The organism is Arthrobacter sp. AG1021, from assembly GCF_003633665.1.
GTDB classification, from domain to species: Bacteria; Actinomycetota; Actinomycetes; order Actinomycetales; family Micrococcaceae; genus Glutamicibacter; species Glutamicibacter soli.
Genome location: NZ_RBLB01000007.1, coordinates 263,129 through 288,775, shown reverse-complemented (window position 1 = coordinate 288,775; position 25,647 = coordinate 263,129). Strand labels below are relative to the sequence as shown.

The window sequence follows — 25,647 nt, the reverse complement described above, 5'->3', positions numbered from 1 at the left end:
CATGTCGAATGACGGCGCCATCGGACGGCTTGTAGAACGCGAACGCGAGGACGACGGCCCGCGCGGGGTCTGGCGGTTCTTCGTCTTCTCCCTGATCGGGATCTTCATGTTCTTCATCCCGATCAGCATCGGGGGCAAGGAGACCATTCCGCTGGACCACCTGGTGGGCTGGATTACCGGCCTGCTGGGTCCGGCCGTGAAGTACCTGATCCTGGGAGTGATCCTCGCAGGGACCATCTATCCCTTCGCGACCGGACGGTGGAAGGAATCCAGGCTGAAGACGCTCTTCGGGTTCCTGAACGTGCTGGGTCTGGCCACGGGTATTGCGCTGGTCTTCAACGTGGGACCGGCCTGGCTCTTCGACCCGGATATGGGTCCTTTCCTGTTCAACAAGTTGGTGATCCCGGTAGGGATGATCGTTCCGATTGGCGCCGTCTTCCTGGCCCTGCTGGTGGGCTACGGCCTGATGGAGTTCGTCGGGGTGCTGGTGCAACCGGTCATGCGCCCCGTCTGGCGGACCCCAGGCCGCTCGGCCATCGACGCGGTGGCCTCCTTCGTAGGCAGCTACTCGCTGGGCCTGCTGATCACCGACCGCATGTACCAGGCCGGCCGGTACACCGGGCGGGAGGCGGCCATTATCGCCACCGGCTTCTCCACGGTCTCCGTCACGTTCATGCTGATTGTGGCCAAGACTCTGGACATCATGCATCTGTGGCTGCCGTACTTCTTTCTGGCTTTCGGCGTCACCTTCCTGGTGACCGCGATCGCCGTGAGGATTCCGCCGCTCAGCCGCATCCCGGATGAGTACTTCCACCTGTCCACCCCGCAGCCGGAGGCGAAGGTCACCAGCCGACGCTTCGCCACGGCGTGGAAGGAAGCCATGGGGATGCTGGGCAACGCACCGAAGCTCGGCGCGAACATCCGCGAGAATTTCAAGGACGGGTTGCTGATGGCCATGGCCATCCTTCCCTCCATCCTCTCCGTGGGCCTGATCGGCCTGGTGCTGGCCCGCTTCACCCCGGTCTTCGACTGGCTGGGCTACCTGTTCCTGCCGATCACCTGGGCGCTGGGCCTGCCCGACCCGCTGCTGGCGGCCAAGGCCTCCTCGGTGGGCATCGCGGAGATGTTCCTTCCGGCGACCATCGTCGCCGGGCACGAATCCGACGCGCTGCGCCTGGTCATTGCGGTAGTCTGCGTGTCGGCGATCATTTTCTTCTCCGCCCTGGTGCCCTGCATCCTCGCAACCCGCATTCCCATCAAGGTATGGCATCTGCTGGTCATCTGGGCGCAGCGTGTCGCCCTGACCCTGCTGATCACCACCCCGATCGCCTACCTGATGGTGGGCAGATAGGACCATGACGATGCCTACACACGGCGTAAATTCCCTGCTAGCCGCGATCAGCGGCGAGGGCCGCGACGCCAAGCGCGGCGGCTACTCGCGCCCGGTCTACTCGGACGCCGAGATTACGCTGCGCGAGTGGTTCATTGCCGAAGCCTCCGTGCGTGGGCTGGAGGTGTCCACGGATGCCAACGGCATCATCTGGGCTTGGTGGGATCTTCCTGGGTCCGCCGGGGACGACGCCTCGCGCAAGGGTTCGCTGGTCACCGGCTCCCACCTGGACTCCGTGCCCGGCGGCGGCGCCTTCGACGGCCCGCTGGGCGTGGCCAGCGCGCTGGCCGCCTATGACGTGCTGGCCGACCGGGAAGCCTCCGGCGAACTGGTGCGAAACCGTGCCCTGGCGCTGGCCGTCTTCCCGGAGGAGGAAGGCTCGCGCTTCGGAGTGGCCTGCCTGGGTTCCCGGCTGCTCAGCGGCGCCATCGACCCGGTGAAGGCGCTGAACTTGCGCGACGCGGAGGGCAACACCTTCGCTGACATCGCCGCCGCCAACGGGCTGGACCCGGCGCGCATGGGCCGCGACGAGAAGGCCCTGGCCCGGATCGGCGACTTCATCGAGCTGCATGTGGAGCAGGGCCGCGGGCTGAACACCGAACAATACACCGACGCCGCCGGCCGCGGGCCGGCCGTCGCGGTGGGCAGCTCCATCCTTGGCCACGGCCGCTGGCGGCTGAGCTTCAGCGGCCAGGGCAACCACGCCGGCACCACCTTGATGATCGACCGCGCCGACCCGATGGTGGCCGCAGCCCAGCTGGTGCTCAAGGTCCGCGAGATCGCCACGGCGCAGCCCGACGCCCGCGCCACCGTGGGCCGGCTGGAGCCGGTGCCCGGCGGCACCAACGTGATCGCCTCCCGCGTGGACATCTGGCTGGACGTGCGCCACCCGGAGGACGCGGTCACCGCCCTGCTGGTGGAGAAGATCCACGGCCAGGCGCAGAAGATCGCCGCCTTCGAGGGCTGCTCCGTGGTGCTGACCGAGGAATCGCTCTCCGGCACCGTGCACTTCGACGCCGCGCTGAGCGCCTCGCTGGAACGCTCCGTGCACCGCCTGGTTCCCGACGCCCCGGCGTTGCCCACCGGCGCCGGCCACGACGCCGGCGTGCTGGCCGCCTACCTGCCCACCGGCATGCTGTACGTGCGCAACCCTTCGGGCATCAGCCACTCGCCGGAAGAATACGTGGAAGACGCCGATGCCGAGGCCGGCGTGCTGGCCCTGGCCGATGCCCTGGAGGACCTGCTGTGAGCGGAAAAACCACTACCGTTCCGGCGCCAGTCAACGCGCACTCGCACGCCTTCCACCGGATCCTGCGCGGCCGCACCCACCAGGGGGAAAACGGCGGAGCCGGGAACTTCTGGACCTGGCGCGAACAGATGTACGCCGCCGCCGCCGGGCTCACCCCGGCCGGCTACGAGCAGCTGGCCACCGCGGTCTTCGCGGAAATGGTCGTCAACGGCTACAGCGCGGTGGGGGAGTTCCACTACCTGCACCACGACGCGACCGGTGCACCCTACGCCGGGACAGATGAGCACGGCATGGAGCTCGCGCTGGGCCGCGCGGCGAAGGCCGCGGGCATCCGCCTGGTCCTGCTGGACACCTGCTACCTGCAGGGCGGGCTGGACGCCCTGGGCAACGCCATCGAGGTGAACGAAACCCAGCGGCGCTTCACCGACGGGGACGCCGCCGGCTGGCTGGCCCGCCACGCGCGGCTGCGCGAGGCCCTGGCCGAGCTGGACGCACGGGAAGGGCTGCTGAGCCTGGGAGCCGCCATCCACTCGGTGCGCGCGGTGCCGCCGGCCCAGCTGGAAGCCATCGCCGCCGGGCTGGACCCTGCCTTGCCGCTGCATGTGCACCTGTCCGAGCAGCCGGCCGAGAACGCGTCCTGCCAGGCGGCCTTCGGGCTGAGCCCGACCGGGCTGCTTGAACGCCACGGCCTGCTGGCCCCGCGGCTCTCGGCAGTGCACGCCACCCACCTGAGCGATGCGGACATCGCCGCGCTGGGCGCCGCCGGCGCGGGCATCGTCATGTGCCCCACCACCGAGGCGGACCTGGGCGACGGGATCGGCCCGGCCCGCGAACTGGCGGACGCCGGCGCCGTGATTTCACTGGGCAGCGACCAGCACGCGGTGCTGGACCCCTACCTGGAGCAGCGCGCCCTTGAACACGGCGAGCGGCTGCGCAGCGGGCAACGCGGGCGCTTCTCCCCGGCGGAAATCTCCGCCGCCGCCCGCGAGGGCGGTCTGCGCTCGCTGGGCCTGGCGGAGAACGAGGACCACCTCGTGGTGCGCACCGACACCATGCGCACCTCCGGGTCGCGCACCGCCCAGCTGCCGCTGAGCGCCACCGCCGCAGATATCGCGCAGGTCCACGTCAACGGCAAGCTGGTAGCCAGCAATGGCCTGCACACCACGCTGGGAGACCCGGCGGATTTGTACGCAGCATTCTTCACCGAGTACCCGGAGTTTTCATGAGCACCACACTGATCACCAACATCTCCGAGGCATTCATCTCGGACGCGGCGCACACCCTGGTCGAGAACGCCGCCATCCTCATCGATGGCCAGGACATCGCCTGGATCGGCGAAGCCGGGCAGGCCCCGGAGGCCGACACCGTCATCGACGCCGGCCAGCGCGCAGCGCTGCCGGGCTGGGTGGATTCGCACAGCCACCTGGTGTTCGCCGGGGACCGCAGCCGCGAGTTCGTGGCCCGCATGGCGGGGCAGGACTACGCCGCCGGCGGCATCGCGGTGACTACCAAGGCAACCCGCGCCACCACTGATTACGACCTGACCCGACTGGTCATGGGACGGGCCGCCGAAGCCCTGGCCGGAGGCACCACCTACCTGGAAACCAAAACCGGCTACGGGCTGAACGTCGAGGAGGAAGCGCGCCATGCGCGTATCGCCTCCGCGGTGGTCGACCAGGTGACATTCCTCGGAGCCCACCTGGTTCCCGCGGACATGGATGCCCAGGAATACACGGACCTGGTCTGCGGAGAGATGCTGGAACGTGTGCTGCCCTTTGTGCAGTTCGCTGACGTGTTCTGCGAACGCGGCGCGTTCAACGAGGCCCAGTCGCGCCAGGTGCTCGCCGCCGCGAAGGACGCCGGGCTCGGCCTGCGCGTGCACGGCAACCAGCTGGGCCCGGGCCCCGGTACCAAGCTGGCAGTGGAATTCGGCGCGGCCAGCGTCGACCACGTGAACTTCCTGGACGAACAGGACGTCGCGGCGCTCGCCGGATCCTGGGCGGACTGGGATGCCCAGTCCCGTACCGGCACCGCGGGAACCGTGGCCACCTGCCTGCCAGCCTGCGACCTGTCCACGCGGATGCCCTTCGCCCCGGGCCGTGAGTTGATCGACGCCGGGGTGCAGATCGCCCTGGCGTCGAACTGCAACCCGGGAACCTCCTACACCTCATCCATGGCCTTCTGCGTCAGCACCGCGGTGCTGCAGATGCACCTGAGCATCGAGGAAGCCATCGTGGCAGCCACCTACGGCGGCGCGCTGGCGCTGGGCGTGCAGGACCGGGTGGGAAGCCTGGAGGTGGGCAAGCGGGCTGACATCCAGCTGCTGAACGCCCCGTCCGTGGCGCACCTGGCCTACCGCCCCGGCATGAACCTCTCCGGTCCAGTCTTCCGCGCCGGCGAGCTTGCCTCGGGCAGGTTCTAGCGCGCCAGCTAGTGATGCCGGGCACCTTCGTGGTAAACAAGGTGTATGGCTAACACTGCATTCAAAGGTACCCCTGTCCAGACCATTGGCGACCTGCCGGCCGTAGGCTCGCAGGCTCCCGCCTTCACCCTGACCGACACCGGCCTGGCCGACGTCACCAGCGAGTCGCTGGCCGGCCGCCGCGTGGTGCTGAACATCTTCCCATCGGTTGACACCGGTGTGTGCGCAGCCAGCGTCCGCCGCTTCAACGAACTGGCCGCCGGCCTGGAGAACACCACCGTGGTGTGCGTCTCCGCCGACCTGCCATTCGCCATGGCCCGCTTCTGCGGTGCCGAAGGCATCGAGAACGTCGTATCCGGCTCCGTGTTCCGCTCGGACTTCGGCTCCGACTACGGTGTCACCCAGATCGACGGCCCGCTGGCCGGCCTGCTGGCACGCTCGGTTGTCGTGCTGGACGAGTCGGGCAAGGTCATCTACACCCAGGTGGTCCCGGAGATCACCACCGAACCTGACTACGATGCAGCTATCGCAGTCCTGAACTAGCAATCAGCCGGCGGCCGTGCGCCGCTGAGGTGATTGCCCAATGGCGTCTTTGCCGACCTGTGGTCGGCGAAGACGCCATTTTTGTATGCGCCCGGCCCCGCTGTCCAAGATTCCCCAACGACTTTGCTCCAGGGGATTCTCAAGACGCACTTCTATCCCTATACTCGTTGTAGATTGCTTATGATTGTTATGAGCGAAAAAGAATCACAAAACATCAGACACGTTTCACTGAGTAGTCAAACGGTTTCACTGTGAATGAGCAAGGAGATTATCGATGAGCGAGCAGTCAGTCCTGGGTGCGCACATGGAGCGGGAGCTGGTTTCCCAGCCAGAGATGTGGGGCCGCGCCATCGCCCAGCAGCAGTCCGAAGACCTGCTTCCGACCAAGGGCGCCAAGGTCGCGGTCGTCGGCTGCGGCACTTCCTGGTTTATGGCCGAAGCCTACGCCGCCGCCCGCGAAGCCGCCGGCCACGGCATCACCGACTCCTTCGCCGCCTCCGAGGCGCGCATCGCCACCCGCGACTACGACGTGCTGGTGGCCATCACCCGCTCCGGCACCACCTCCGAGGTGCTGCAACTGCTGACCGAGCTGGACGGCAGCCTCCGCACCGTCGCCGTAATCGGCGACACCAGCTCGCCGATCGTGCAGCAGGTCGACGCAGTGGTGGAGCTGCCCTACGCGGACGAGCAGTCGGTGGTGCAGACCCGCTTCGCCACCACCGCGCTGGCCTACCTGCTTTCAAGCGTCGGCGAGGACCTGGAGCCGGCCATCGCGCAGGCGCAACAGCTGGTGAACTCCGCCACCCCGCAGGAACTGCTGGACGCCGAGCAGTTCACCTTCCTGGGCCGCGGGCTGTCCGTGGGACTGGCCCACGAGGCCGCGCTGAAGATGCGCGAAGCCGTGCAGGGCTGGACCGAGGCCTACCCGGCCATGGACTACCGCCACGGCCCGATCTCCATCGCCGCGCCAAACCGGGTAACGTGGATGCTTGGCGCCCAGCCCGAAGGCCTGGACGCCGACGTGACCCGCACCGGCGCGATCTACGTGAACGAGGACCGCCATCCGCTGGCCGACCTCGCATACATCCACCGGGTGACCCTGGACCGGGCTCGCGCGCGCAATCTCGATCCGGATAGCCCACGCAACCTGACCCGATCGGTCATCCTGGAAGGCTAAAGGCCATGAGTGAACATTTCCTGCTCTTTGACGTCGGAGGCACCGACATCAAGGCGGGGCTGGCCAACACCAACGGCGAAATCCTCCAGGTGCTGCGCGAACCAACCCGCAAAACAGCACCGGAGGAATCCGCCGCCGAACTGGTCACCCAGCTCGGCGAAATCTCGCGCCGCCTGACGGCCGACTCCGGCACCACCCCGGTTTCCGCGGGCCTGGCCGTCTGCGGCCTGGTCGACCCGGAGACCGGCACCGGCATCTTCTCCGCCAACCTGGGCTGGCGCGACGCGCCGCTGCAGGCGATGGCCTCCAAGGCGCTTGGCATCCCGGTCGGCTTCGGGCACGACGTGGCCATGGCCGCGCGCGCCGAGCTGGAACTGGGCAGCGGGGCCAAGGACGCGGCGCTGCGCCGCAACGCCGTGGTCATGGTCATCGGCACCGGCATCGCCACCGCGCTGATGGTCGACGGACGGCTGGTCAGCGCCGGGGGATACGCCGGGGAACTGGGCCACGCCCAGGTGCCCGGCGGGCTGCCGTGCGCCTGCGGCGCCACCGGCTGCCTGGAAACCCTGGGCTCCGCCGGCGCCATCGCCAAGCGCTACCTCGCCGCCACCGGCAAGCGCGGGGGAGCAAGGGAAGTGTTCGCCGCCCGGGCCGCCGGGGACGAGATCGCCGCCGGCATCATCCACGATGCCATCGAGGCGCTGACCTTCACCATGGCACAGCTGTGCTCCTCGGTCGCCCCGGAGGGCATCGTGCTGGGCGGAGGGCTGGCCCAGGCCGGGCCGTCGTTCTTCGCCGAACTGCGCGAATCCCTGCACCGCAGGCTGTCCTTCCACCGCGAACCGCGGCTGATCCCCGCGCACCTGGGCGCCGACGCCGGCCTGCAGGGCGCGATGATCCTCGCCCGGGACGCGGCCGGACGCTCGACCCGCATCGCCCTATGATCCTCACGCTGACGCCGAACCCGGCCATCGATGAAACCTACAGCGCCCCCGGGGTCGCGGTGGACGCCAGCCACACGGTGGTGCGCAGCCACAGCCAGGCCGGAGGCAAGGGCCTGAACGTCGCCAGGGTGCTGCACTCGCAGAAGCTGGCCGTCCACGCGCTGTTCCCCGCCGGGGGCGCCTCGGGCCGGGAACTCGCCGCCGAGCTGTCCGCCGCCGGCCTCGACTTCACCGCGGTCCCCGTGTCCGGGGCAACCCGGCGCTCCATGGCCTTCGTGGACCCGGAGGCCGACACCACCACCATCTTCAACGAGGCCGGATCCGCCGTGGACCCCGCCGAATGGGAGTCGCTGGCGCAGGCCTACCAGGGACTGCTGGAGCACGCCCGGGCGGTGGCGATCTGCGGATCCTGGCCTCCGGGGACCGAACGCGAAACCATGCGCACGCTGATCAAGGCCGCCGTGCAGCGGGAAATCTACACCGTGGTGGACACCAGCGGCCCGCTGCTGCTGGACGCCGCGGCCTGCGGCGCGGTGCTCAAGCCCAACCACCACGAACTGCTCGCCGCCACCGGTGCCGGGTCGCTGGCCGAAGGGGCCGCGGACCTGCTGGAGCGGGGCGCGGCGGAAATCTATCTCAGCGCCGGCGAAAACGGGCTGTACCACTTCACCGGGGAGACCCCGCTGGTGGCCCATGCCAAGCTGCCGCGCAAGCTGACCGGCAACCCCACCGGCGCCGGGGACTCGGCCGTGGCCGCGCTGCTGTCCAGCAGCGTGGCGTCGCTGGACCGCGAGTCCACCTTGCGCCGGGCCGTGGCCTGGTCCGCCTCCACGGTGCTCATGCCCACCGCCGGCGCGCTGTCCCCGAAGCACGAAGCGCTGCTCGCCGACGTTACCTACCGCATCCTGCCCGAGGGCGAGGACATCTAAAGGAGAAAACTCCCATGCCGTTGGTTCCAACAAGTCAGATCATGCAGGCCGCCGTTGCCGGGGGCTACGGCCAGGGGGCGTTCAACGTCATCCACCTGGAGACCGCCCAGGCGCTGGTGTCCGGCGCCGAGCAGGCCGGATTGCCGGTGATCCTGCAGATCAGCGAGAACTGCGTGAAGTACCACGGGGGACTGCGCCCCATCGCCGCCGCCTCGCTCGCGTTGGCCGAGGAAGCCAGCGTGCCGGTCTCGCTGCACCTGGACCACGCCGAGGACGAGGAACTGGTGTACCGGGCCCTCGACCTGGGTTTCGGCTCGGTCATGTACGACGGGGCCAAACTGCCCTTCGGAGAGAACGTGGCCGCCACGCAGCGCGTGGTCGCCGCGGCACGGGCCGCATCAGCCACGGTGGAAGCCGAGCTGGGCGAAATCGGCGGCAAGGACGGAGCCCACGCCCCTGGCGTGCGCACGGACCCGGACGAGGCCGTGCAGTTCGTCGAGTTGACCGGCGTCGATTCGCTGGCTGTGGCGGTGGGCTCCTCGCACGCGATGCTGGAACGCGGCGCATCGCTGGACCTGGACCTGATTTCCCGGCTGCACCGGGCGCTGGAGGTCCCGCTGGTGCTGCACGGCTCCTCGGGCGTTCCGGATGCGACCCTGGTCGCGGGCATCGAGGCGGGCATGCGCAAGATCAACGTCTCCACCCACCTGAACGGGTTCTTCACTCGCGCCGTGCGCCAGTGGCTGGCGGCTAATGAGCAGGCGGTGGACTCCCGCAAGTACCTGGGGGCGGGGCGCACAGCCATGGCCGCAGAGGCCGCCCGGATGCTTGAGTTGTTCGCCTCCGCGGGACGGAGCCGCGCCTAGCAGGCAGCCTGTGAGCGTTTCTGATTTCTTGGATTGTTTCCTGGTCGAAAAATATCAGTCACACCCTTGACGCTTGGTGTGGCGCACTTCATACTCGAGGTGAACATGATTTTTCTTGATTGAATGTTCCCGAAAAAATCATAAAAGAATCACTCGCTTTGGTGCTGCGGCATCACGAACCCTGAGGAACACCATGAAACGAACCAAGCGCTCCGCGGTACTGGCTCTCTCGGCCGCAGCAGCACTGCTCCTGACCAGCTGCGGGTTCTCCGGCGGCAATGACAGTGGCGGATCGGCCGAGTCCGAAGGCGCACAGACGACCTTGGAAATGCTCGTCCCGACCTACTCCACCGGCACCAAGGCGCTGTGGGAAGGCGTCATCGACGACTTCGAGACCGAGCACCCGAACATCAAGGTGAACCTCGAAGTCCAGTCGTGGGAGAACATCGAGAACGTCCTGAAGACCAAGCTGCAGGGCAACCAGGCGCCGGACATCTACAACGGCGGCGCCTTCGCGGAATTCGCCGCGGAAGACCTGCTGGCCCCTGCCAGCGACGTCGCCTCGGCCGAGACCCTGGCCGACTTCCAGACCACCTTCGCCGACGCGGAGAAGTACCAGGACACCCAGTACGGCCTGCCGCTGATCGCCTCCGCCCGCGCCCTGTTCTACAACAAGGACCTGATGGAGGAAGCCGGGGTCAAGGACGTCCCGACCACCTGGGACCAGCTGCATGACGCTTCCAAGGCCATCAGCGACAAGACCAAGGCCGACGGCTACGGCATGCCGCTGGGCAGCGAGGAAGCCCAGGGCGAGTCCCTGATCTGGTTCGCCGGCAACGGCGGCAACTTCGGCGATGCGCAGAAGATCGCGGTGAACACCCCGGCCAACCTCGAAGCCGCGGAATTCATGAAGAAGATGATCGACGACGGCGTCACCCAGAACGACCCGGGAGCCACCCAGCGCACCCCGATGCTGAACACCTTCATCCAGGGCAAGCTGGGCTTCGCCTACGCGCTGCCGCAGACCGTGGGCCAGATCAAGAAGGAAAACCCGGACCTGGACTACGGCATCGCCGCCGTGGCCACCAAGACCGGCTCGCCGGCCACGCTGGGTGTCGCCGACCGCCTGATGTCCTTCAAGAACGACGGCAGCAAGTCGGCCGCGGTCAAGGAGTTCTTCGACTACTTCTTCTCCGCCGACGTCTACACCGACTGGGTGTCCACCGAGGGCTTCCTGCCGACCACCAAGTCGGGTTCCGAGAAGCTGGCCGGGGACGAAACCCTCAAGCCGTTCCTGGACCTGCTGCCGAACGCGGTGTTCTACCCGACCACCAACCCGGCCTGGAACGCCACCGACGGCGCGTTCAAGTCGCTGATGGGTGAAATCGCCACCGGCAAGTCCGCCCAGGAAGTGCTGGACGCAATCCAGGCGAAGGCCGACGCCGCCAAGTAAACGGCAGGCGACCTAGTTCGCAGGGGAGGCCCGACGTCGCCACGCCGGGCCTTTCCTGCTGGATCGGCACATGATTTTCCGGTCCCCTCCCGAACAGCATGCAATGAAAGCGAGCCTTCCATGAGCTCCCCAGTGCCAGTCAAAGCACCGGCCGGACGCAAGCTCCGGCGCAGCACCGATACCCAGTCATTCATCTCCTCGCTGCCGTGGATCGGCCCGGCGCTGCTGCTGATCTTGGCCATCGTGGTGTTCCCAGCCGGCTACATGATCTACAACTCCACCCGGAAGATCTCCTCGGTCGGCACCGACCTGCACTCGGTGGGCCTGGCCAACTTCTCCACGATCTTCGCCGATCCGGCGCTGCCGCGGATCCTGGCCAACACCTTCTTCTGGGTGGTCTCGGTCGTGCTGATCACCGTCGTCATCTCCCTGGCGCTGGCCCAGTTCCTCTCCAAGCCATTCCCCGGACGCACCATCGTGCGCATGGCGGTGATCGTCCCCTGGGCCGCCTCCGTCGTCATGACCACCACCGTGTTCTACTATGGCCTGGACCCGAACTACGGCATCTTCAACCACTTCTTCGTGCAGATCGGCCTCATGGACGAAGGCTTCGGCTGGACCAAGAACGCGATCCCGGCCATGGCGGTCTCGGTGGTCGTGGCAATCTTCGTCTCGATCCCGTTCACCACCTACACGCTGCTCGCAGGCCTGCAGGCCGTGCCGGGCGACACCCTGGAAGCCGCCCGCATGGACGGGGCCGGCCGCTGGAAGACCTACCTGTTCGTGGTGCTGCCGCAGCTGCGCTCCGCGCTGGCAGTGGCGGTGCTGATCAACATCATCAACGTCTTCAACAACCTGCCGATCCTGAAGGTCATGACCGGATCCATCCCGGGCAACAGCGCCGACACGCTGATGACCTACATCTTCAAGGTCCTGCAGTTCGACCGCCGGCTGGATTTGTCCTCGGCCCTGTCGGTCGTGAACTTCGCGATTGTGCTGGTCATCGTCGCCATCTACGTCAAAACCGTCAAGCCGATGCAGGAGGTGTGATCGTGGCTTTCCTCGATACCGAAGACCGCGCCAGCCGCAAGACAGTAATCGGCCGCATGATCATCGGCCTGGTGGTCGTTATCGTCTTCCTGATCCCGTACGGCACCATGATGATCGGCTCGCTGAAGACCCAAGCCGAAATCCTGCAGATCCCGCCGAGCTTCATGCCGCAGGACGGGCTGCAGTGGTCCAACTACGTCAGCATGTGGGACACCCCGGAAACCCCGGTGCCCTACAACCTCATCTCCACCATCGTGATCTCCGTGTTCGCAACCCTGCTGGTGCTGCTGGTGGCCACCCCGGCCGCCTACTTCACCGCGCGCTTCAAGTTCCCGGGCAAGATGGTGTTCATGTTCCTGGTGATCGTCACCCAGATGCTGCAGCCGGCGGTGCTCACCGCCGGCCTGTTCAAGCAGATGCTCGCCTGGGACCTGAACGACACCTGGCTGGCCATGATCCTGATCAACGCGGCCTTCAACCTGGCCTTCGCGGTGTGGATCATGCACTCCTTCTTCGCCGGGGTGCCGCGCAGCATCGACGAGGCGGCGCAGATCGACGGCGCCGGCAAGCTGCGTGTGCTGTTCACCATCAACCTGCCGCTGGTCTGGCCGGGCATCGTCACCGCGGTGATCTTCACCTTCGTGTCCTGCTGGAATGAATTCGCCGCCTCGCTGGTGATCCTGTCCACGGCCGAGAACCAGCCGCTGAGCGTGGCGCTGACCAAGTTCGTCGGCCAGTACGCCACCGCCTGGCAGTACGTCTTCGGCGTCTCCATCGTGGCCATCGTCCCGGTCATCATCCTCTTCGCGCTCATCGAGAAGCGCCTGATCGGCGGCCTGGCCGCCGGAGCGGTGAAGTAATGGAACCGAGCACGGCCCTGGAAATCGTCGCCACCAGCGGGCGGTGCGCCCGGACGGCCACGGCCGCCGGGGCTGACCGCCTCGAGGCCTGCGAAGCCCTGGAACTGGGCGGCATCACCCCGGGACCCGAAGTCCTGGACGACATCCTGGAACACCGCCCGGCGCTGGGGGTGCACGCGCTGCTGCGCAGCCGGCCCGGCGACTTCCACTACGAGGACGCGGAGTTGCGGGTCATGGAACGGCAGGCGAGGCGGCTGGCCCGCTCCGGCGTGGACGGGCTGGTGCTCGGGGCGCTGGACACCGGAAGCGCGGTGGACCTGGAAGCCGTGGCACGGATGGCCGCGGCCGGCCTGGAGGTGAATCCGGAGCTTGAAATCACCATGCACCGGGCCATCGACGCCAGCGCGGATCCGGTGGCTTCCGTGACACAGCTTTTGGCACTTGGCATCCACCGAGTGTTGACTAGTGGAGGACGAGACGCCGCCGGCGAGGGCCTGGAGGTCATTGCCCGGATGGCGAAGGCGGCCGCCGGCAGGATCCAGATCATGGCCGGCGGCGGCATGAGGGAGCAGGACATCGGCCCGGCGCGCGGCGCCGGTGCGACTGCCGTGCATTTCTCCGCCAAGACACACTATGCCGGCACCATCAGGGTGTCGGAGCAACAGGTGCGCCAGCTGCGCAGCACGCTGAACGCACTGACCAAGTAAGGGGCAGGATCCATGAAACGCGAGGAGCGGCTCAACCACATCCTCGACCTGCTGGCCGGCCGCGGCCAGATCGACGTCGATGAGATCGTGCAGCAGCTGGACACCAGCCCGGCAACCGCCCGCCGGGACCTGGATTCACTGGCCGCGGCCTCGCTGCTGACCCGCACCCACGGCGGAGCGGTCTCCAACTCCGTGGCCTACGAGCTGCCCTCGCGCTACCAGCGCGAGGAGCACGACGAAGAGAAGGCCCAGGTGGCCAAGGCCGCCGCCGCGCTGGTGCGCAAGGACATGGTGGTCGGCTTGTCCGGAGGCACCACCACCAAGGCCATCGCCACCGAGCTGGGCTTGCGCCAGGAACTGGTGGGGGAGCCGGGGCGGGTCACCCTGACAGTGGTCACCAACGCCGTGAACATCGCCTCGCTGCTGGCGGTGCGCCCGCACATCCGGGTCATGGTCACCGGCGGGGTGCTCAACGACCGCTCCTACGAGCTGGTCGGCCCCATGGCGCAGTCCTCGCTCGCGAAGATCACCCTCGACCTGTCCTTCGTGGGGGTCAATGGGCTGGATGCGGACACCGGCCCGATGGTCGGCGACGAGATGGAAGCGGCGGTCAACGAACAGCTGATCCGGCAGTCCGCGCGCAGCTTCGTGGTGGTGGATTCATCCAAGATCGGCCAACGCTCGTTCGTCATCCTGGATACCGAACACCTCACCGGGATCATCACCGACGCCAAAATCACCGCGGCCCAACGCAAGGCCCTGGCCGCCGGGGGCATGCCTGTCCTCGGCTAGCCGCACCCGCATGGCAGGACCCGACCGGAAGCCCGGCAGACTAACGCGGGCGGGAGCCCGCCGCCTCGGCCGCGGACAGGATGCGCGGGCCGATCTTGCGCATGAGCTTGTCCAGCCGGGGACTGTCGCTGCGCGTGAGCGTGTCGGAGAGCCGTTCAAGGCTCATCAGGCCCAGCCAGATCCTGGCTCTGCGGGCCTGCTCGGCATCCGGGGCAATCTGCTCGATCAGGTCCTGCCCATGCCACAAGGACAGGTAGGCCGTATTCAACGCAGGGTCCCAGGCGCAGGCAAGATCCCAGTCCAGGATTCCGACCAGCTTCCCGTCCACCCAGTGCATGTTGTGGCCAGCGAGATCGCCGTGGACCAAGCTGGTTGGGCTTTGCGCCAGGTAATCCAATTGATCCCACAGGAGCGCGGACGCCGAGCGGAGCTCTTCCGGAAGCGCATCGAAGCATTTCTGCTGGCGCGCCGGCGTCCACGGACCTCGAAATGCAAAGGGCTCGGCCAGTTCATCTTCCAGCGGCTGCAGGTGCACCTCGGCCAGCTCCCGAACCAAGCGGCGAAGTGGCGCAGGGTCTCCGCTATGCGGTTCGTGGGCGCTCCCCGGTACGAATACGGTGGCCACCGAAGATAGCCCGTCGATGGTCAGGATGTCGCTGCAGTCAGTGGGAAGCAGGTAATCCAGCTGCTCGGCAAGGAGCCGGTGGAGCCGGACGCTGCGCGGCATCTGGGCACTGGCTTGGGGTGTACGGGCCATGCGGATGACAGCTTGCTCGTTGGCCAGCAGCACGGTGTGGAACTGTCCGCCCTCGTTGACGACCCCTCCTTCCCAGGGCAGGTCCGGGCGCAGCATCGTGCCCAGGTTCATCTCGGCTTCGGTGGCGGGACGGGACACAGGCAACTCGCTTCGCGGATCAGGGAAAACAGCTTCTTCAGGCTATCGCACGGTGGCCGTTCGCTGGGCGTCCGCACAGCATGCGCGGTCTATGATCAAAGACGTGAATGCACAGACCAGCACCCAGACCGCGGACCGGCGCACGCTGAAGATCGAAATCGCGCTGGTGATGGCCCTGTGCCTGGGCCAGAGCGCGGTGTACTCGATCATCAGCTTCGCCGACAAGGTCACCAAGGCTCCGCTGTCCGAGCAAACGACCTCGATGAACAATCCGCTGAATACGCGCGAGTACTTCGACCTCACCTACCAGCTGCTGGACATCGTTTTCGCCTTGGTCCCGGTGCTGTTGTCCTTGTACCTCATGAAACGCAGCACCGGTACCACCGCGTCGACGATCGGCTTCGACTTGCGCAAACCAGGACGGGACACCCTGCTGGGTGCCGGGCTGTTCCTGGCCATGGGGCTGGGAACCCTCGGAGTCTACGCTGCGGGCAGGGCACTGGGCATCACCACGGCGCTGTCCACCGCGAACCTCGGGGACTACTGGTGGAGCGTCCCGGTGCTCATGCTCTCGGCCGCACGCCACGCGGTGCTGGAGGAAGTGATCATGCTCGGCTTCCTGTTCACCTACGCCCGCAAGCTCAAGCTGGGACTGTGGACCACGATCCTCGCTTCGGCGCTGATCCGCGGCAGCTACCACCTCTACCAAGGCATCGGGCCGATGATCGGCAACGTGGTCATGGGTGTGGTGTTCGGCTGGGTCTACCACCGCTACGGCCGGGTCATGCCCTTGGTGATCGCGCACTTCCTGCTCGATGCCATCGGCTTCGTCGGCTACCTGCTGCTCGGACCGGCGATTGGCATCGGCGCGTAGCCTTCCCATAGCCTTCTGACATGGAATTAATCGAACTTTCCGAGGCCTGGGTCGAGCGGGCCGTCGCGCTGTGGGAATACACCGGGCTGACCCGGCCGTGGAACGATCCGCACGCCGACGCCCGCAAGGCCCTCGCGGGCCCTGAGTCCACCATCCTGGCGCTCGTCCAGGGGGAGCGGCTGGCCGCCACCGCCATGGCCGGAGATGACGGGCATCGCGGCTGGCTTTACTACGTCGCCGTCGACCCCGACTTGCAGGACCAAGGCTGCGGGCGGCGCATCGTCGAAGCGGCGGCAGAATGGCTGCGCGCCCGGGGAACCGTCAAGGTCCAGCTGATGGTCCGCGCCGGCAATGACTCGGTTACGCAGTTCTACGAAAAACTCGGTTTCGAACGCCTGGACGTCGCAGTGCTGGGCAAACGGCTGGTTCCCTAACCAGCAGGGTATTTGAAGCGGACGTCCAGAAAAAGCGGATAAAGTTACTCCGGTACAAAATATCCGCCAATCTGATGAAAGCCTTCCTGACGAGAGAGCATCCGGCGGGAACTCGAAGGGAAGACATGCAGTTCGCCGAACTCTGGAGCAAGTCGCAGGCCTGCCTCGCGCTGATGGCGATGCTGATCCTCACCGAGCTCTTGGCGCTGCTGGTTCCGGTGGAGACCGAACATACCAGCAGGGAAGGCCTGAGCGTCGCCTCCTCCTTCGGCATACTCTTCTGCGGCGTCGTGCTGGGCACCTACGCCGCATGGGTGGGCGGCCGCTTCGGCATCGCGGCCCTGCGCCGGGTACGCGGACCGCACCGCATCGCGGCAACCGCCCTGCAGCTGCTGGCGCCCCCACTGGTTGTCGGCGCCAGCGCCTACCTGCTGGGCTACGCGACGGTGATGTACCGGATGGGCGAAGTGTTCGTCCCCGACCCCGGACTATTCCTGCTCTCCATGCTCATGATGCTGGGCCTGTGCCTGGGCGGTTTGGGGCTGGGACTGCTGTTCGCCCCGAAGCTGGCCATCGGGCTGAGCATCGTGTTGTTCTCCGGACTGCAACTGCTTTCCCTGGTGGCTCCTGGCCCCATGCTGAGCAACATGGCAGGGCTTTCAGGGTGCTGCACCCGGGATTCGGCACCGAATCCCATAGTCATCCAGGCAGTCGCCCTGTGCTATCTGGGCTGGTCGATGTTGGGCGTGCTGGCCATCTGCGTCAAGGCGCAGAACATGAACCGAATGGCGCGTCGCGCGCTGGCCGTGGCCGGAGCATTGTCGCTGACAGTGCTCTGGGGCGGCGGGGCGCTGGCGGCGCAGGATGCGGGCGAAGAGCAGCAGCTCAGCCGCACCTCCGAGCTGCGCTGCGAAGAACCCGGCGACGGGCACGAGTACTGTTTCTGGCCCGGGGAAGCGGAGCACTGGAACGACTGGAGGTCTAACATCACCGCGGGTGTCGGCCAGTTGGAACAGGCCACAGGAATCCAGCAGCCACGCATCATCACCAGCAGCAAGGCCCATGCCGAGGCAACTGGCGGTCTGCTGCTGGACTTCGAGGACCGCTATTCCCCGGAAACCGTCAAGTGGGACCTGGCCATGAAAATGTCGGTCAACCCCACTGAGCAATGTTTGGGCAGCCTTGCGGCGAGCCACGGCATTGTTGGCACCTCGAGTGCCGATACCGAAGCGCAGCAGCACATGTGGGCGCAGACCAACCTGCTGCACCAATGGTGGACCACAAAAGCAGACCGGGACTTTTTCGACTCGGCCGAGTCTGCGCAGCTCGACGCGCTGAACGCGCTGAACGAGCAGTCCCAAATCAGCTGGGTAAAGCGGGCGGCCGCGGGAGTCGAAAACTGCCAGCTGGTGCTGCTACCCGGATCCTAGGGCTGCACCAACCGTTCAATTAACGAGCAAAGGTAGGTGGGGACTCCATTGTCCCCGCCTACCTTGTGCTGTGGTCCCCGATGTTCCTAGAGGACGACCGTGCCCTTGGCGGTATTGAAAGTTACCGACAGGATGCCCGGCGTCCCGTTAGGAGCCTGGTACTTGGTGGTCACCGGTCCGAGATTCACGTTCTCCGGCTGCCCCAGCCATTCAAGCACGCGCTCGCGAGATCCTGCAATGTTGATCTCGCTGATTTCACCGGTAGGCTCCAGCGCGCGCGACGGATGCAGGTCCTCGGTGCCGTCGTCCCAGCGCAGCAGGTAGGGCACCTGCGGATCCGCGATCAGGCCCTTGATGCCGATCTGCTGCCAGGTCAGTTCGCGGCCGTCGGGGAACTTGCGGTTCCCGGGAACTGCCCTGCGTTCCAGGCGTTCTTCCGCTCCGCTCAGGTCGTCCAATGACACGCACCAACCCATCCAGCCGCCGCCCAGCTCGGAGCGCGCGCGCACGGCCTGTCCGAAAGGTGCCTTGAGGCTGGCCGGATGGTTCAGCACCTCGACGACCTCAAGGTACTGGTTGTGCTTCAGCGGGAAAATTACATTGCGAGTTCCAAACCGTGGATGCACGCCTCCCTTGACGAATTCCAGACCCAGGGACTCTGCAATTCTTTCAGCGGTTGGCATCAGCCCATCCGGGCCGCATGCGTAGGTAACGTGATCTAGCCTCATCATGTGCCAATCATGACAACAATGTGATCCCAGTCTCTACTTAGGCGAGCCTAAGATCTGGACTCTTGTCGAATTCTGTGCAATAAGAAGTCGCTCGAACGCGAATATGACCGATTGAGACTCTGGATCCGGCCCCGAGTTGCCAAGATATTCGATTTTCGGGCACACTGGTAGCAGGTCATGAGTCCCAGTAACAAGCCCCGGCTTACTGGGCGGCAACCCTCCAACCGCGGTGGGGTGCCCCGGGTGAAGACCTGGCCCTTGAGCCGCTCGGCGTCAAGGACAAGCGCGGGTTACCCCTCTGGCAGCACCTCGTAAGAGGTTCTTCCCGGTGGTGTGTGTTCAGTGGTGTACCCCCCATAGTTACAGAACTTTTGGAGGCTGCCATGAGCAACAATTGGTCGTTTGAAACCCGTCAGATCCACGCAGGCCAGAGCCCTGACCCGGTCACCGGTGCACGCTCCCTGCCGATCTTCCAGACCACGTCCTTCGTCTTCCCGAGCGCCGAAAGCGCCGCAGCACGCTTCGCCCTGCAGGAGCTGGAGCCGATCTACACCCGCATCGGCAACCCCACCACCGAGGCCGTGGAAACCCGCATCGCCGACCTCGAAGGCGGCGTGGGCGCACTGCTGCTGTCCTCCGGCCAGGCGGCAACCACCTTCGCGATCCTGAACATCGCCGAGGCCGGCGACCACCTGGTGGCCAGCCCGAGCCTCTACGGCGGAACCCAGAACCTGCTCAAGCACACGCTGAAGAAGCTGGGCGTCGAGGTCACTTTCGTTTCCGACCCGGACAACCTGCAGGAATGGCGCGACGCCGTCCAGCCGAACACCAAGGCGTTCTTCGGCGAGACCATCTCCAATCCGCGCCAGGATGTGCTGGACATCGAGGGCATTTCCGCGATCGCCCACGAGGTCGGCGTGCCGCTGCTGGTTGACAGCACCCTGGCTACCCCGTACCTGATCCGCCCCATCGAATGGGGTGCGGATATCGTGATCCATTCGGCCACCAAGTTCCTCGGCGGCCACGGCACCGCGATCGCCGGCGTGATCGTGGATTCGGGCAACTTCGACTTCTCCAAGGATCCCGAGCGCTTCCCGAGCTTCAACACCCCGGACGAGTCCTACAACGGCCTGGTCTACGCCCGCGACTTGGGCGTCAACGGCATCCTCGGCGCCAACCTGGCCTACATCCTCAAGGCCCGCGTGCAGCTGCTGCGCGACCTGGGTTCGGCCCCGGCGCCGTTCAACGCGTTCTTGATCGCCCAGGGTCTGGAGACCCTGTCCCTGCGCATCGAACGCCACGTGGAGAACGCCTCCGCTGTCGCGAACTGGCTCGAAGCCCGCGCGGATGTGGAAGCTGTGGCCTACGCCGGCTTGGAATCCTCGCCGTGGTTCGAGCGCGGACGCAAGTACAGCCCGAAGGGCGCCGGCTCGGTGCTGGCCTTCGACCTGCCCGGTGGAGTCGAAGTAGGCAAGGCTTTTGTGGACGCATTGCAGCTGCACTCCCATGTGGCGAACCTGGGTGACGTCCGCTCGCTGGTCATCCACCCGGCCTCCACCACCCACGCTCAGCTCTCCGACGCGGAGCGCCTGGCCGCCGGGGTGCGCCCGGGACTGGTGCGCCTGAGCGTCGGGCTGGAGAACATCAACGACATCCTGGCCGACCTCGAGCTTGGGTTCCAGGCGGTCGCAGCCCTTGAGGGCAAGGAACTGCAGGAAACCCGCTAGGCATGGCATCCATTGTGACTACCGAAGACACCATCGGCACCGAAGAGCTCGCCGAAGGGACCCACGGCATTTTGCGCCGTGCGTCCGTGGGCGAGTACTCCTTCGAGTTCGGCGGCTACCTGCCGCAGGTGGACCTGGCCTACGAAACCTGGGGGGAGCTGAATGCCGAGCGCAGCAACGCAGTGCTGGTGATGCACGCCCTGACCGGAGACGCCCACGTCTCCCGGGGCGATTCGCAGACCGACGGCTGGTGGGAGGACTTCGTCGGCCCCGGCCTGACAGTGGACACCGACCGCTTCTTCGTGGTCTCGGTGAACATGGTCGGCGGTTGCAATGGATCCACCGGCCCCGCATCGCTGGATGAGCAAGGTGTGCCGTGGGGTTCGCGTTTCCCGTTCGTCACCATCAAGGATTCGGTACGGCTGGAGCAAAGGCTGGCTACGCAGCTGGGAATTGAGCGCTGGCATACCGTGCTCGGCGGGTCCATGGGCGGAGCCCGGGCCCTGGAATACGCGGTTGAATTCCCTGAGCAGGTCGCGAACCTGGTGGTCATGGCTTCCACCGGCCAAGCCAGCGCAGAACAGATAGCGTTCGCGCAGGTGCAGACCCAATCCATCCGGCTTGATCCGCATTTCGCCGGGGGAGACTACTACCTGAACCAGGCGCGCCCGGACGAGGGGCTGGGACTGGCCCGCCGGCTGGCCCACCTGACCTACCGTTCCGAGGCGGAGCTGGAGCACCGCTTCGGCCGCAAGGCGCAGGAAGGCGAGGTGCCGGCAGGCCCCTTCGAAGGCAAGCGCGGCCGCTACCAGGTGGAAAGCTACCTGGACCACCAGGCCAGCAAGCTGGTCAACCGCTTCGACGCGAACAGCTACCTGGTGCTGACCGAGGCCTTGATGAGCCACGACGTGGCGCGCGGGCACGGCTCCTATGAGCAGGCGCTGGCCCGGCTGGAGCAGGTCAATGTGCTGGTGGCCGCCGTGAAATCGGACCGCCTGTACTACCCGGAGCAGTCGGTGAAGCTGGCCGCCTCGTTGGCCACACCCAAGCCTGTGCACTACATCGATTCGCCGATCGGCCATGACGGCTTCCTGACGGACGCCGCCCAGCTGGATGGGGTGCTGCGTACCCTGGTCTTCGACGAAGACTGATCCACGCATAAAGCGAAGGCCGCGCCACCAGTTATCGGTGGCGCGGCCTTCGCCGTGTCCGGGGGCTATCGGGCGCTGTCGCCGGCGCCCAGCGAGTCGTTCGGGGCGCTGTCCGCAAAGGGCATCGGGGTGGGGCGCTTGGCGGTGATGCCATCTCCTGAGGACTGGTGGCGCAGCCGGCGCAGTACCCATGGGGCCAGGTGCTCGCGGGCCCAGTGCAGGTCCTCGATCCGCGCTTCCTTCCAGCTACGGGTGTCCTCGACTGCGTCGATGCGGGTGTCAAGCGTGTGCGGGACGTTCAAGGCATCCAGTGCCATCGCCGCAATGCGCTGGTGGCCCAGCGGCGAGAAGTGCAGGCGGTCCGCAGACCACATCACCGGCTGGTGCAGTTCGCGCAGCGCCCACATGTCTGCCACGATCGCGTCGTAGCGTGCGGCGACGGTGCGGACATTCTCGTTGTAGATGGCCACGCGGCCGCGGATGCTTCCGAGCACCGGAGTATCCCGGATATCCGGCCCGGTGAACAGCAGGATGGTGGCCCCCGTGGAATTCAGCCGGGAAATCGTGGAATCGAGCTGGTCGGCGATCTTGTCCGGATCCCCTCCCGGGCGCAGCACGTCGTTGCCTCCGGCGCAGATGGAAATCAAGTCGGGCTTCAGATCAATGGTCGGCTGGACCTGCTCCTCGATGATCTGGGCAATCAGCCGGCCGCGGATCGCGAGGTTGGCGTAGGCGAAGTCAGGCACGCCCCGACTGAGCTCCTGGGCCAGACGGTCGGCCCAGCCTCGGAAGGACTGCGGGGCCAGGGGATCGGGGTCTCCCACGCCCTCGGTGAAAGAATCGCCGACCGCTACATAGCGCCGCCAAGGGTGCACCGTGGAATTCTCGGAATCAGGAGTTTCGAAACTTGGGGAAATAGCCACAAGCTACATTGTTACTCGTTAGTAACGTTGTGTCAACGATTCGAGAAAACTATCCGAGCAGGACCTTGCTGCGGGCCTCGGCGTATTCCTCGGCGCTGATCAACTGCTTGGAACGCAGATCGTCCAGCTCGCGCAGCCGGTCCTCCTTTGACTGGGCCGGGGCGAGCAGCGCGGACTTCGAGGCCTTTGCCGCGATGTCGGTCTGCACGGTGAAGATGTCAACCCCGGCGTTCTTCGCCGCCCGGTAGTTGCGTACCCAGACAACGATGATGAATACGACCACCAGCGTGAAAATGACAATGAAGAGTATGGACAAGATGCTGACGCCGGCAAAGGCGGATTCCATGGTGCCGGTCGGGTCGGAATCGAACAGTGTTTCCGGATCGTTGAGCTCTTCGATCAGTTCCGGCGGGGCGTCATCAAAATTCATCGCGGAGGCTGCTTTCGGTGGGTGGAGCAAACATCGTTCATCTATTTCCACAAGTCAACCACGATGGTTGAGCCAACGTCCCGAGTAAATCCAAACGTTACAGAATTGCAACGGGGCGATTGGTACTTTTGGCGTCGTCCGATGCGCTGGCGAGGGGCGGGGGTCGCTAGGCTTGAAGTACTATGACTAATCCTGAAGCATCCACGGTAGCGCTGATTTCCCGCAACGATGAATCCCGACTGGGCACACCGCTGCTGGTGTTCCTGCACGGCTACGGCTCGAATGAAGAAGATCTGATGGGCCTGTCGCGCTATTTGCCGCAGGAATTCACCTATCTTTCGGTGCGGGCTCCGCTGCAGGCCGGACCGGGGTTCAGCTGGTTCCCGCTGTCGCAGGAGATCGACTACTCTGTCGACGCAGTGGCGCAAAGCGTGAAAGACCTCTGGACCTTCCTGGAACCGATTGCGGCGCAGCACTCGTCCCTCACGCTGCTCGGCTTCTCGCAGGGCATGGCCATGGCCACGTCGCTGGCCCGCTACCAGCGCGAGGCGGTGTCCGCAGTGGTCGGCCTGTCCGGTTTCGCAGTAGAAGCCGCGGAACTGGAGATCTTCGACGACTCGAAGCTCAAAGCCAACCCGTTGCCGCTGTTCTGGGGTCGGGACCTCGCTGACCCGGTCATCACCCGTGACAAGATCGAATTCACCCTTGGCTGGGTTCCATCCCACACCGAGCTGACCAGCGAGACCTACCCGCAGATTGCCCACTCGGTGAGCATGGAAGAAATCCAGGATGTCGATGCCTTCCTCAAACGCGAAGTCTTGAAGCTGGAATCCTAGGCCGGATCTGCAGAACCTGAGTGCTTGGCTCAGGCCCTGTGGCCCGCGATGAAGGGCTCTCAGCCTGGACTATGATATGGAAGTCGATGTTCGGTTTGTTGACATGATGATCAAGCGAAATTCCATTGTCCTTGATATCGGGTGCGGCATCGGCAATGCCGTCAACGGGTTGCGAACTCTTGGGCATGATGCTTACGGAGTTGATCCAACAACTGAAGTCCCCGACGTTGCAGGAGACCTCTATGGCCATGCGTATTTTCGCAACATAGCGGCCATCGACACCACATCCGGAAACCTCGCTCTGAAAGGTCTTCCCGATCCTATGATGCAATCCTCATGTCGGGGAACATTCCTTCTTTCTTGAAGGTTGATGAACCCAAGGCAAGTTTTCGCCAGGTCGCAGAATTGCTGAATCATGGCGGCATTTTCGTCCTTGGTATGACTACAGATTTCCAAGGCGGACAGAAAGCTCATGACAAGGCTGTAGCCGGAACGGGCGGAACCTGATGCACCGATTCTCCGATTCTCCGATTGGCATCTAACCCCATTTCGCCTCACATCGCCATGGCCAGTGAGCGTCTTTTCTGCAAATGAGCCGGTGTCGTTCGGCGACGGACCGAACGGAATTTTTGTTTTACGCGGATAGGCGGACATGAACCCCATCATCACCTGTAAAAACCCGGTCTACGGGCAGCCCGGCATCGACCGTACAACCAGTGCATCGGCTTAGACTCGAGGCATGGACGGAGTTATGCAGGTGCGTCGGCACTTCGAGCTTACGGCGGAAGAAATTGGTGCACTTGAGAGACTTTTCGACAGTGAGTACCTAAACGAGTTCGGCGCATGGGACTCTGAACAACCCTACGGCTATTCTCCTGCCGATACTCATGTGTTGGCGTTCCATGGACGAGAGTTGGTTGCACACGTTGGTTTCCAGCGTCGACTGATTTTAGTCGGGACACGGGACATCCTGGTTGCAGGAACAGGCGGCGTCCTAGTAGACAAACGTTTTCGCGGGACCGGCATCGGTAGACAAACAATGCGCTGCGCTCAAACTGTGATGCGCGACGATGCTGGCATCGAATTTGGTTTTCTTGGATGCAGAGAAGAAGTTGTACCGTTTTACGAGTCTGCAGGATGGGTTCGGATTTACGCCACGGAGCGTAGTTTGTCTCGTCTCGACCAGAGCTCAAAAATTGTGTCAGCGGGAGCCCTGAATCTCGTCTGTTCCGTCAAGCGCCATGCGAGTGAATGGCCGGAAGGCGATATCGATCTTCGGGGGACGCCTTGGTGAACGGTCGGTCATCGGCAGCGTTGGCTTCATGGCACACCCAGACGATCGCCTACGGTTCTAAGCGATAGATAGTCGCTTCAGATTGCCAACAGGCACTTTGCAGCCAGAAGCTTTGACACAATATGCGCCGTCCGGTCCATCCTGGTAGCAGAACGGCATCCTTCTTGTTCGGTTGCCCGCGTCCAGTCTCCATCAGCGACAAGCCGGTACTTGAAGATCGAGACTTGCCCTGTGGATACCGACATCTCTTCCCAATCAGTCGGCAAGCGCCTTCGCCCCCAGAAGCCGAACTTCCTTGAACTAAGCGCGGCTGGAAACCTTCACGCATTCTCCGTTGACGCACACCACGTCGTCCTGGCGGATCTGGGCGCCGCGGCGGGTTTCCACCTGGCCGTTCACGGTCACTTCGCCCTCGGAAATCAGTTCCTTGGCGTGGATGCCGTCTTCGGCAAGATTGGCCAGCTTCAGCAGCTGTCCCAGCCGGATGGACTCGTCGCGGATTTCAAGTTCAAAAGCTTCGGAAGCACTCATGTGCTCCAT

Annotated in this window: 27 protein-coding genes and 1 riboswitch; of the genes, 22 read left to right on the top strand and 5 right to left on the bottom strand. The window is 65.3% G+C overall.

The features are described 5' to 3' along the window. The first annotated feature begins 1 nt into the window (after position 1). The 14 genes from DFO58_RS06825 to DFO58_RS06760 all read left to right on the top strand — a co-directional run bounded on the left by DFO58_RS06825 (position 2) and on the right by DFO58_RS06760 (position 14,382). Positions 2–1,351: a YjiH family protein gene (locus DFO58_RS06825; RefSeq protein ID WP_120989837.1), complete on the top strand. Its 1,350-nt coding sequence runs from the start codon at positions 2–4 to the stop codon at positions 1,349–1,351. 10 nt (positions 1,352–1,361) lie between these two features. Further along, positions 1,362–2,639: an allantoate amidohydrolase gene (locus tag DFO58_RS06820; RefSeq protein WP_120989835.1), complete on the top strand. Its 1,278-nt coding sequence runs from the start codon at positions 1,362–1,364 to the stop codon at positions 2,637–2,639. Continuing rightward, entirely contained in the window at positions 2,636–3,865 is a 1,230-nt protein-coding gene (locus DFO58_RS06815; RefSeq protein ID WP_120989834.1) for a formimidoylglutamate deiminase, read from the top strand. Before DFO58_RS06820 ends, DFO58_RS06815 begins: the two co-directional genes overlap by 4 nt. After that, entirely contained in the window at positions 3,862–5,061 is a 1,200-nt protein-coding gene (hutI, locus tag DFO58_RS06810; protein ID WP_047118553.1) for an imidazolonepropionase, read from the top strand. Before DFO58_RS06815 ends, hutI begins: the two co-directional genes overlap by 4 nt. 45 nt (positions 5,062–5,106) lie before the next feature. Further along, the gene (gene tpx / locus DFO58_RS06805; protein WP_047118554.1) at positions 5,107–5,604 is read left to right on the top strand and encodes a thiol peroxidase; all 498 of its coding nucleotides are present in this window, start codon (positions 5,107–5,109) and stop codon (positions 5,602–5,604) included. A gap of 274 nt (positions 5,605–5,878) precedes the next feature. Further along, the gene (locus DFO58_RS06800) at positions 5,879–6,781 is read left to right on the top strand and encodes an SIS domain-containing protein (RefSeq protein WP_120989832.1); all 903 of its coding nucleotides are present in this window, start codon (positions 5,879–5,881) and stop codon (positions 6,779–6,781) included. A 5-nt stretch (positions 6,782–6,786) separates the two neighbouring features. Continuing rightward, positions 6,787–7,725, top strand: coding sequence for an ROK family protein (locus DFO58_RS06795; protein WP_047118556.1), 939 nt, complete (start codon positions 6,787–6,789; stop codon positions 7,723–7,725). Then, complete coding sequence (locus DFO58_RS06790) at positions 7,722–8,654, top strand: 1-phosphofructokinase family hexose kinase (protein WP_053797591.1); 933 nt, start codon at positions 7,722–7,724, stop codon at positions 8,652–8,654. The genes DFO58_RS06795 and DFO58_RS06790 overlap by 4 nt, the downstream gene beginning before the upstream one ends. Before the next feature lie 14 nt (positions 8,655–8,668). Then, positions 8,669–9,520, top strand: coding sequence for a class II fructose-bisphosphate aldolase (locus tag DFO58_RS06785; RefSeq protein WP_053797592.1), 852 nt, complete (start codon positions 8,669–8,671; stop codon positions 9,518–9,520). A gap of 193 nt (positions 9,521–9,713) precedes the next feature. Continuing rightward, a complete protein-coding gene (locus DFO58_RS06780; RefSeq protein WP_120989830.1) occupies positions 9,714–10,973 on the top strand; it encodes an extracellular solute-binding protein in 1,260 nt (419 codons plus the stop codon). 132 nt (positions 10,974–11,105) lie between these two features. Next, positions 11,106–12,023: a sugar ABC transporter permease gene (locus tag DFO58_RS06775; protein WP_286163511.1), complete on the top strand. Its 918-nt coding sequence runs from the start codon at positions 11,106–11,108 to the stop codon at positions 12,021–12,023. A gap of 2 nt (positions 12,024–12,025) precedes the next feature. Then, entirely contained in the window at positions 12,026–12,883 is an 858-nt protein-coding gene (locus tag DFO58_RS06770) for a carbohydrate ABC transporter permease (protein WP_286163510.1), read from the top strand. Then, positions 12,883–13,590, top strand: a complete 708-nt coding sequence (locus DFO58_RS06765; RefSeq protein ID WP_120989826.1) for a copper homeostasis protein CutC — start codon at positions 12,883–12,885, stop codon at positions 13,588–13,590. The genes DFO58_RS06770 and DFO58_RS06765 overlap by 1 nt, the downstream gene beginning before the upstream one ends. A 12-nt stretch (positions 13,591–13,602) precedes the next feature. Next, positions 13,603–14,382, top strand: coding sequence for a DeoR/GlpR family DNA-binding transcription regulator (locus DFO58_RS06760; RefSeq protein ID WP_120989824.1), 780 nt, complete (start codon positions 13,603–13,605; stop codon positions 14,380–14,382). Positions 14,383–14,422: 40 nt separating this feature from the next. Here the strand turns inward: DFO58_RS06760 and DFO58_RS06755 are convergent, their stop codons facing one another. Then, on the bottom strand, positions 14,423–15,277 hold the full coding sequence (locus DFO58_RS06755) for an aminoglycoside phosphotransferase family protein (RefSeq protein WP_060617033.1): 855 nt from the start codon (positions 15,275–15,277) through the stop codon (positions 14,423–14,425). Between the two features lie 91 nt (positions 15,278–15,368). Between DFO58_RS06755 and DFO58_RS06750 the strand changes: the two genes are divergently transcribed. The 3 genes from DFO58_RS06750 to DFO58_RS06740 all read left to right on the top strand — a co-directional run bounded on the left by DFO58_RS06750 (position 15,369) and on the right by DFO58_RS06740 (position 18,015). Next, entirely contained in the window at positions 15,369–16,151 is a 783-nt protein-coding gene (locus DFO58_RS06750; protein ID WP_120989822.1) for a CPBP family intramembrane glutamic endopeptidase, read from the top strand. A 20-nt stretch (positions 16,152–16,171) separates the two neighbouring features. Beyond that, positions 16,172–16,585 (top strand): GNAT family acetyltransferase, encoded by a 414-nt coding sequence (locus tag DFO58_RS06745; protein ID WP_120989820.1) that lies wholly within the window; start codon positions 16,172–16,174, stop codon positions 16,583–16,585. 125 nt (positions 16,586–16,710) lie between these two features. Next, on the top strand, positions 16,711–18,015 hold the full coding sequence (locus tag DFO58_RS06740) for a hypothetical protein (RefSeq protein ID WP_120989818.1): 1,305 nt from the start codon (positions 16,711–16,713) through the stop codon (positions 18,013–18,015). 86 nt (positions 18,016–18,101) lie between these two features. Here DFO58_RS06740 and DFO58_RS06735 read toward each other — a convergent pair whose 3' ends face one another. After that, complete coding sequence (locus DFO58_RS06735; protein ID WP_120989816.1) at positions 18,102–18,746, bottom strand: VOC family protein; 645 nt, start codon at positions 18,744–18,746, stop codon at positions 18,102–18,104. 173 nt (positions 18,747–18,919) lie between these two features. Further along, positions 18,920–19,038: riboswitch (SAM riboswitch) on the top strand. 91 nt (positions 19,039–19,129) lie between these two features. Here DFO58_RS06735 and DFO58_RS06730 point away from each other — a divergent pair. Both DFO58_RS06730 and DFO58_RS06725 read left to right on the top strand, forming a co-directional pair. Then, positions 19,130–20,473, top strand: coding sequence for a bifunctional o-acetylhomoserine/o-acetylserine sulfhydrylase (locus tag DFO58_RS06730; RefSeq protein ID WP_120989814.1), 1,344 nt, complete (start codon positions 19,130–19,132; stop codon positions 20,471–20,473). Between the two features lie 2 nt (positions 20,474–20,475). Then, entirely contained in the window at positions 20,476–21,624 is a 1,149-nt protein-coding gene (locus DFO58_RS06725; protein ID WP_120989812.1) for a homoserine O-acetyltransferase, read from the top strand. Positions 21,625–21,689: 65 nt separating this feature from the next. On the opposite strand, the gene DFO58_RS06720 is transcribed toward DFO58_RS06725, so the two are convergent. Further along, complete coding sequence (locus DFO58_RS06720) at positions 21,690–22,547, bottom strand: SGNH/GDSL hydrolase family protein (protein ID WP_120989810.1); 858 nt, start codon at positions 22,545–22,547, stop codon at positions 21,690–21,692. 49 nt (positions 22,548–22,596) lie between these two features. Then, the gene (locus tag DFO58_RS06715) at positions 22,597–22,977 is read right to left on the bottom strand and encodes a hypothetical protein (protein ID WP_053797598.1); all 381 of its coding nucleotides are present in this window, start codon (positions 22,975–22,977) and stop codon (positions 22,597–22,599) included. A 182-nt stretch (positions 22,978–23,159) separates the two neighbouring features. On the opposite strand from DFO58_RS06715, the gene DFO58_RS06710 reads away from it, so the two are divergent. The 3 genes from DFO58_RS06710 (at position 23,160) to DFO58_RS06705 (ending at position 25,107) form a co-directional block, all read left to right on the top strand. Continuing rightward, the gene (locus tag DFO58_RS06710; RefSeq protein WP_053797599.1) at positions 23,160–23,813 is read left to right on the top strand and encodes an alpha/beta fold hydrolase; all 654 of its coding nucleotides are present in this window, start codon (positions 23,160–23,162) and stop codon (positions 23,811–23,813) included. A 76-nt stretch (positions 23,814–23,889) separates the two neighbouring features. After that, positions 23,890–24,177: a class I SAM-dependent methyltransferase gene (locus tag DFO58_RS18180; protein WP_147407211.1), complete on the top strand. Its 288-nt coding sequence runs from the start codon at positions 23,890–23,892 to the stop codon at positions 24,175–24,177. 375 nt (positions 24,178–24,552) lie between these two features. Further along, positions 24,553–25,107 carry a GNAT family N-acetyltransferase gene (locus tag DFO58_RS06705; protein WP_120989808.1) on the top strand — a complete coding sequence of 185 codons (555 nt, stop codon included), beginning with the start codon at positions 24,553–24,555 and terminating at the stop codon, positions 25,105–25,107. 300 nt (positions 25,108–25,407) lie between these two features. Here DFO58_RS06705 and DFO58_RS06700 read toward each other — a convergent pair whose 3' ends face one another. Further along, on the bottom strand, positions 25,408–25,638 hold the full coding sequence (locus DFO58_RS06700) for an RNA-binding S4 domain-containing protein (RefSeq protein WP_047118645.1): 231 nt from the start codon (positions 25,636–25,638) through the stop codon (positions 25,408–25,410). Positions 25,639–25,647 lie beyond the last annotated feature (9 nt).

Bases quoted from the DNA above. Each gene is read 5' to 3' on its own strand.
- DFO58_RS06825 (WP_120989837.1), top strand. From the start codon at position 2: ATGTCGAATGACGGCGCCATCGGACGGCTTGTAGAACGCGAACGCGAG.
- DFO58_RS06820 (WP_120989835.1), top strand. From the start codon at position 1,362: ATGCCTACACACGGCGTAAATTCCCTGCTAGCCGCGATCAGCGGCGAG.
- hutI (WP_047118553.1), top strand. From the start codon at position 3,862: ATGAGCACCACACTGATCACCAACATCTCCGAGGCATTCATCTCGGAC.
- tpx (WP_047118554.1), top strand. From the start codon at position 5,107: ATGGCTAACACTGCATTCAAAGGTACCCCTGTCCAGACCATTGGCGAC.
- DFO58_RS06800 (WP_120989832.1), top strand. From the start codon at position 5,879: ATGAGCGAGCAGTCAGTCCTGGGTGCGCACATGGAGCGGGAGCTGGTT.
- DFO58_RS06795 (WP_047118556.1), top strand. From the start codon at position 6,787: ATGAGTGAACATTTCCTGCTCTTTGACGTCGGAGGCACCGACATCAAG.
- DFO58_RS06790 (WP_053797591.1), top strand. From the start codon at position 7,722: ATGATCCTCACGCTGACGCCGAACCCGGCCATCGATGAAACCTACAGC.
- DFO58_RS06785 (WP_053797592.1), top strand. From the start codon at position 8,669: ATGCCGTTGGTTCCAACAAGTCAGATCATGCAGGCCGCCGTTGCCGGG.
- DFO58_RS06780 (WP_120989830.1), top strand. From the start codon at position 9,714: ATGAAACGAACCAAGCGCTCCGCGGTACTGGCTCTCTCGGCCGCAGCA.
- DFO58_RS06765 (WP_120989826.1), top strand. From the start codon at position 12,883: ATGGAACCGAGCACGGCCCTGGAAATCGTCGCCACCAGCGGGCGGTGC.
- DFO58_RS06760 (WP_120989824.1), top strand. From the start codon at position 13,603: ATGAAACGCGAGGAGCGGCTCAACCACATCCTCGACCTGCTGGCCGGC.
- DFO58_RS06750 (WP_120989822.1), top strand. From the start codon at position 15,369: ATGATCAAAGACGTGAATGCACAGACCAGCACCCAGACCGCGGACCGG.
- DFO58_RS06745 (WP_120989820.1), top strand. From the start codon at position 16,172: ATGGAATTAATCGAACTTTCCGAGGCCTGGGTCGAGCGGGCCGTCGCG.
- DFO58_RS06740 (WP_120989818.1), top strand. From the start codon at position 16,711: ATGCAGTTCGCCGAACTCTGGAGCAAGTCGCAGGCCTGCCTCGCGCTG.
- DFO58_RS06735 (WP_120989816.1), bottom strand. From the start codon at position 18,746: ATGATGAGGCTAGATCACGTTACCTACGCATGCGGCCCGGATGGGCTG.
- DFO58_RS06730 (WP_120989814.1), top strand. From the start codon at position 19,130: ATGAGCAACAATTGGTCGTTTGAAACCCGTCAGATCCACGCAGGCCAG.
- DFO58_RS06725 (WP_120989812.1), top strand. From the start codon at position 20,476: ATGGCATCCATTGTGACTACCGAAGACACCATCGGCACCGAAGAGCTC.
- DFO58_RS06715 (WP_053797598.1), bottom strand. From the start codon at position 22,977: ATGAATTTTGATGACGCCCCGCCGGAACTGATCGAAGAGCTCAACGAT.
- DFO58_RS06710 (WP_053797599.1), top strand. From the start codon at position 23,160: ATGACTAATCCTGAAGCATCCACGGTAGCGCTGATTTCCCGCAACGAT.
- DFO58_RS18180 (WP_147407211.1), top strand. From the start codon at position 23,890: ATGGAAGTCGATGTTCGGTTTGTTGACATGATGATCAAGCGAAATTCC.
- DFO58_RS06705 (WP_120989808.1), top strand. From the start codon at position 24,553: ATGGACGGAGTTATGCAGGTGCGTCGGCACTTCGAGCTTACGGCGGAA.
- DFO58_RS06700 (WP_047118645.1), bottom strand. From the start codon at position 25,638: ATGAGTGCTTCCGAAGCTTTTGAACTTGAAATCCGCGACGAGTCCATC.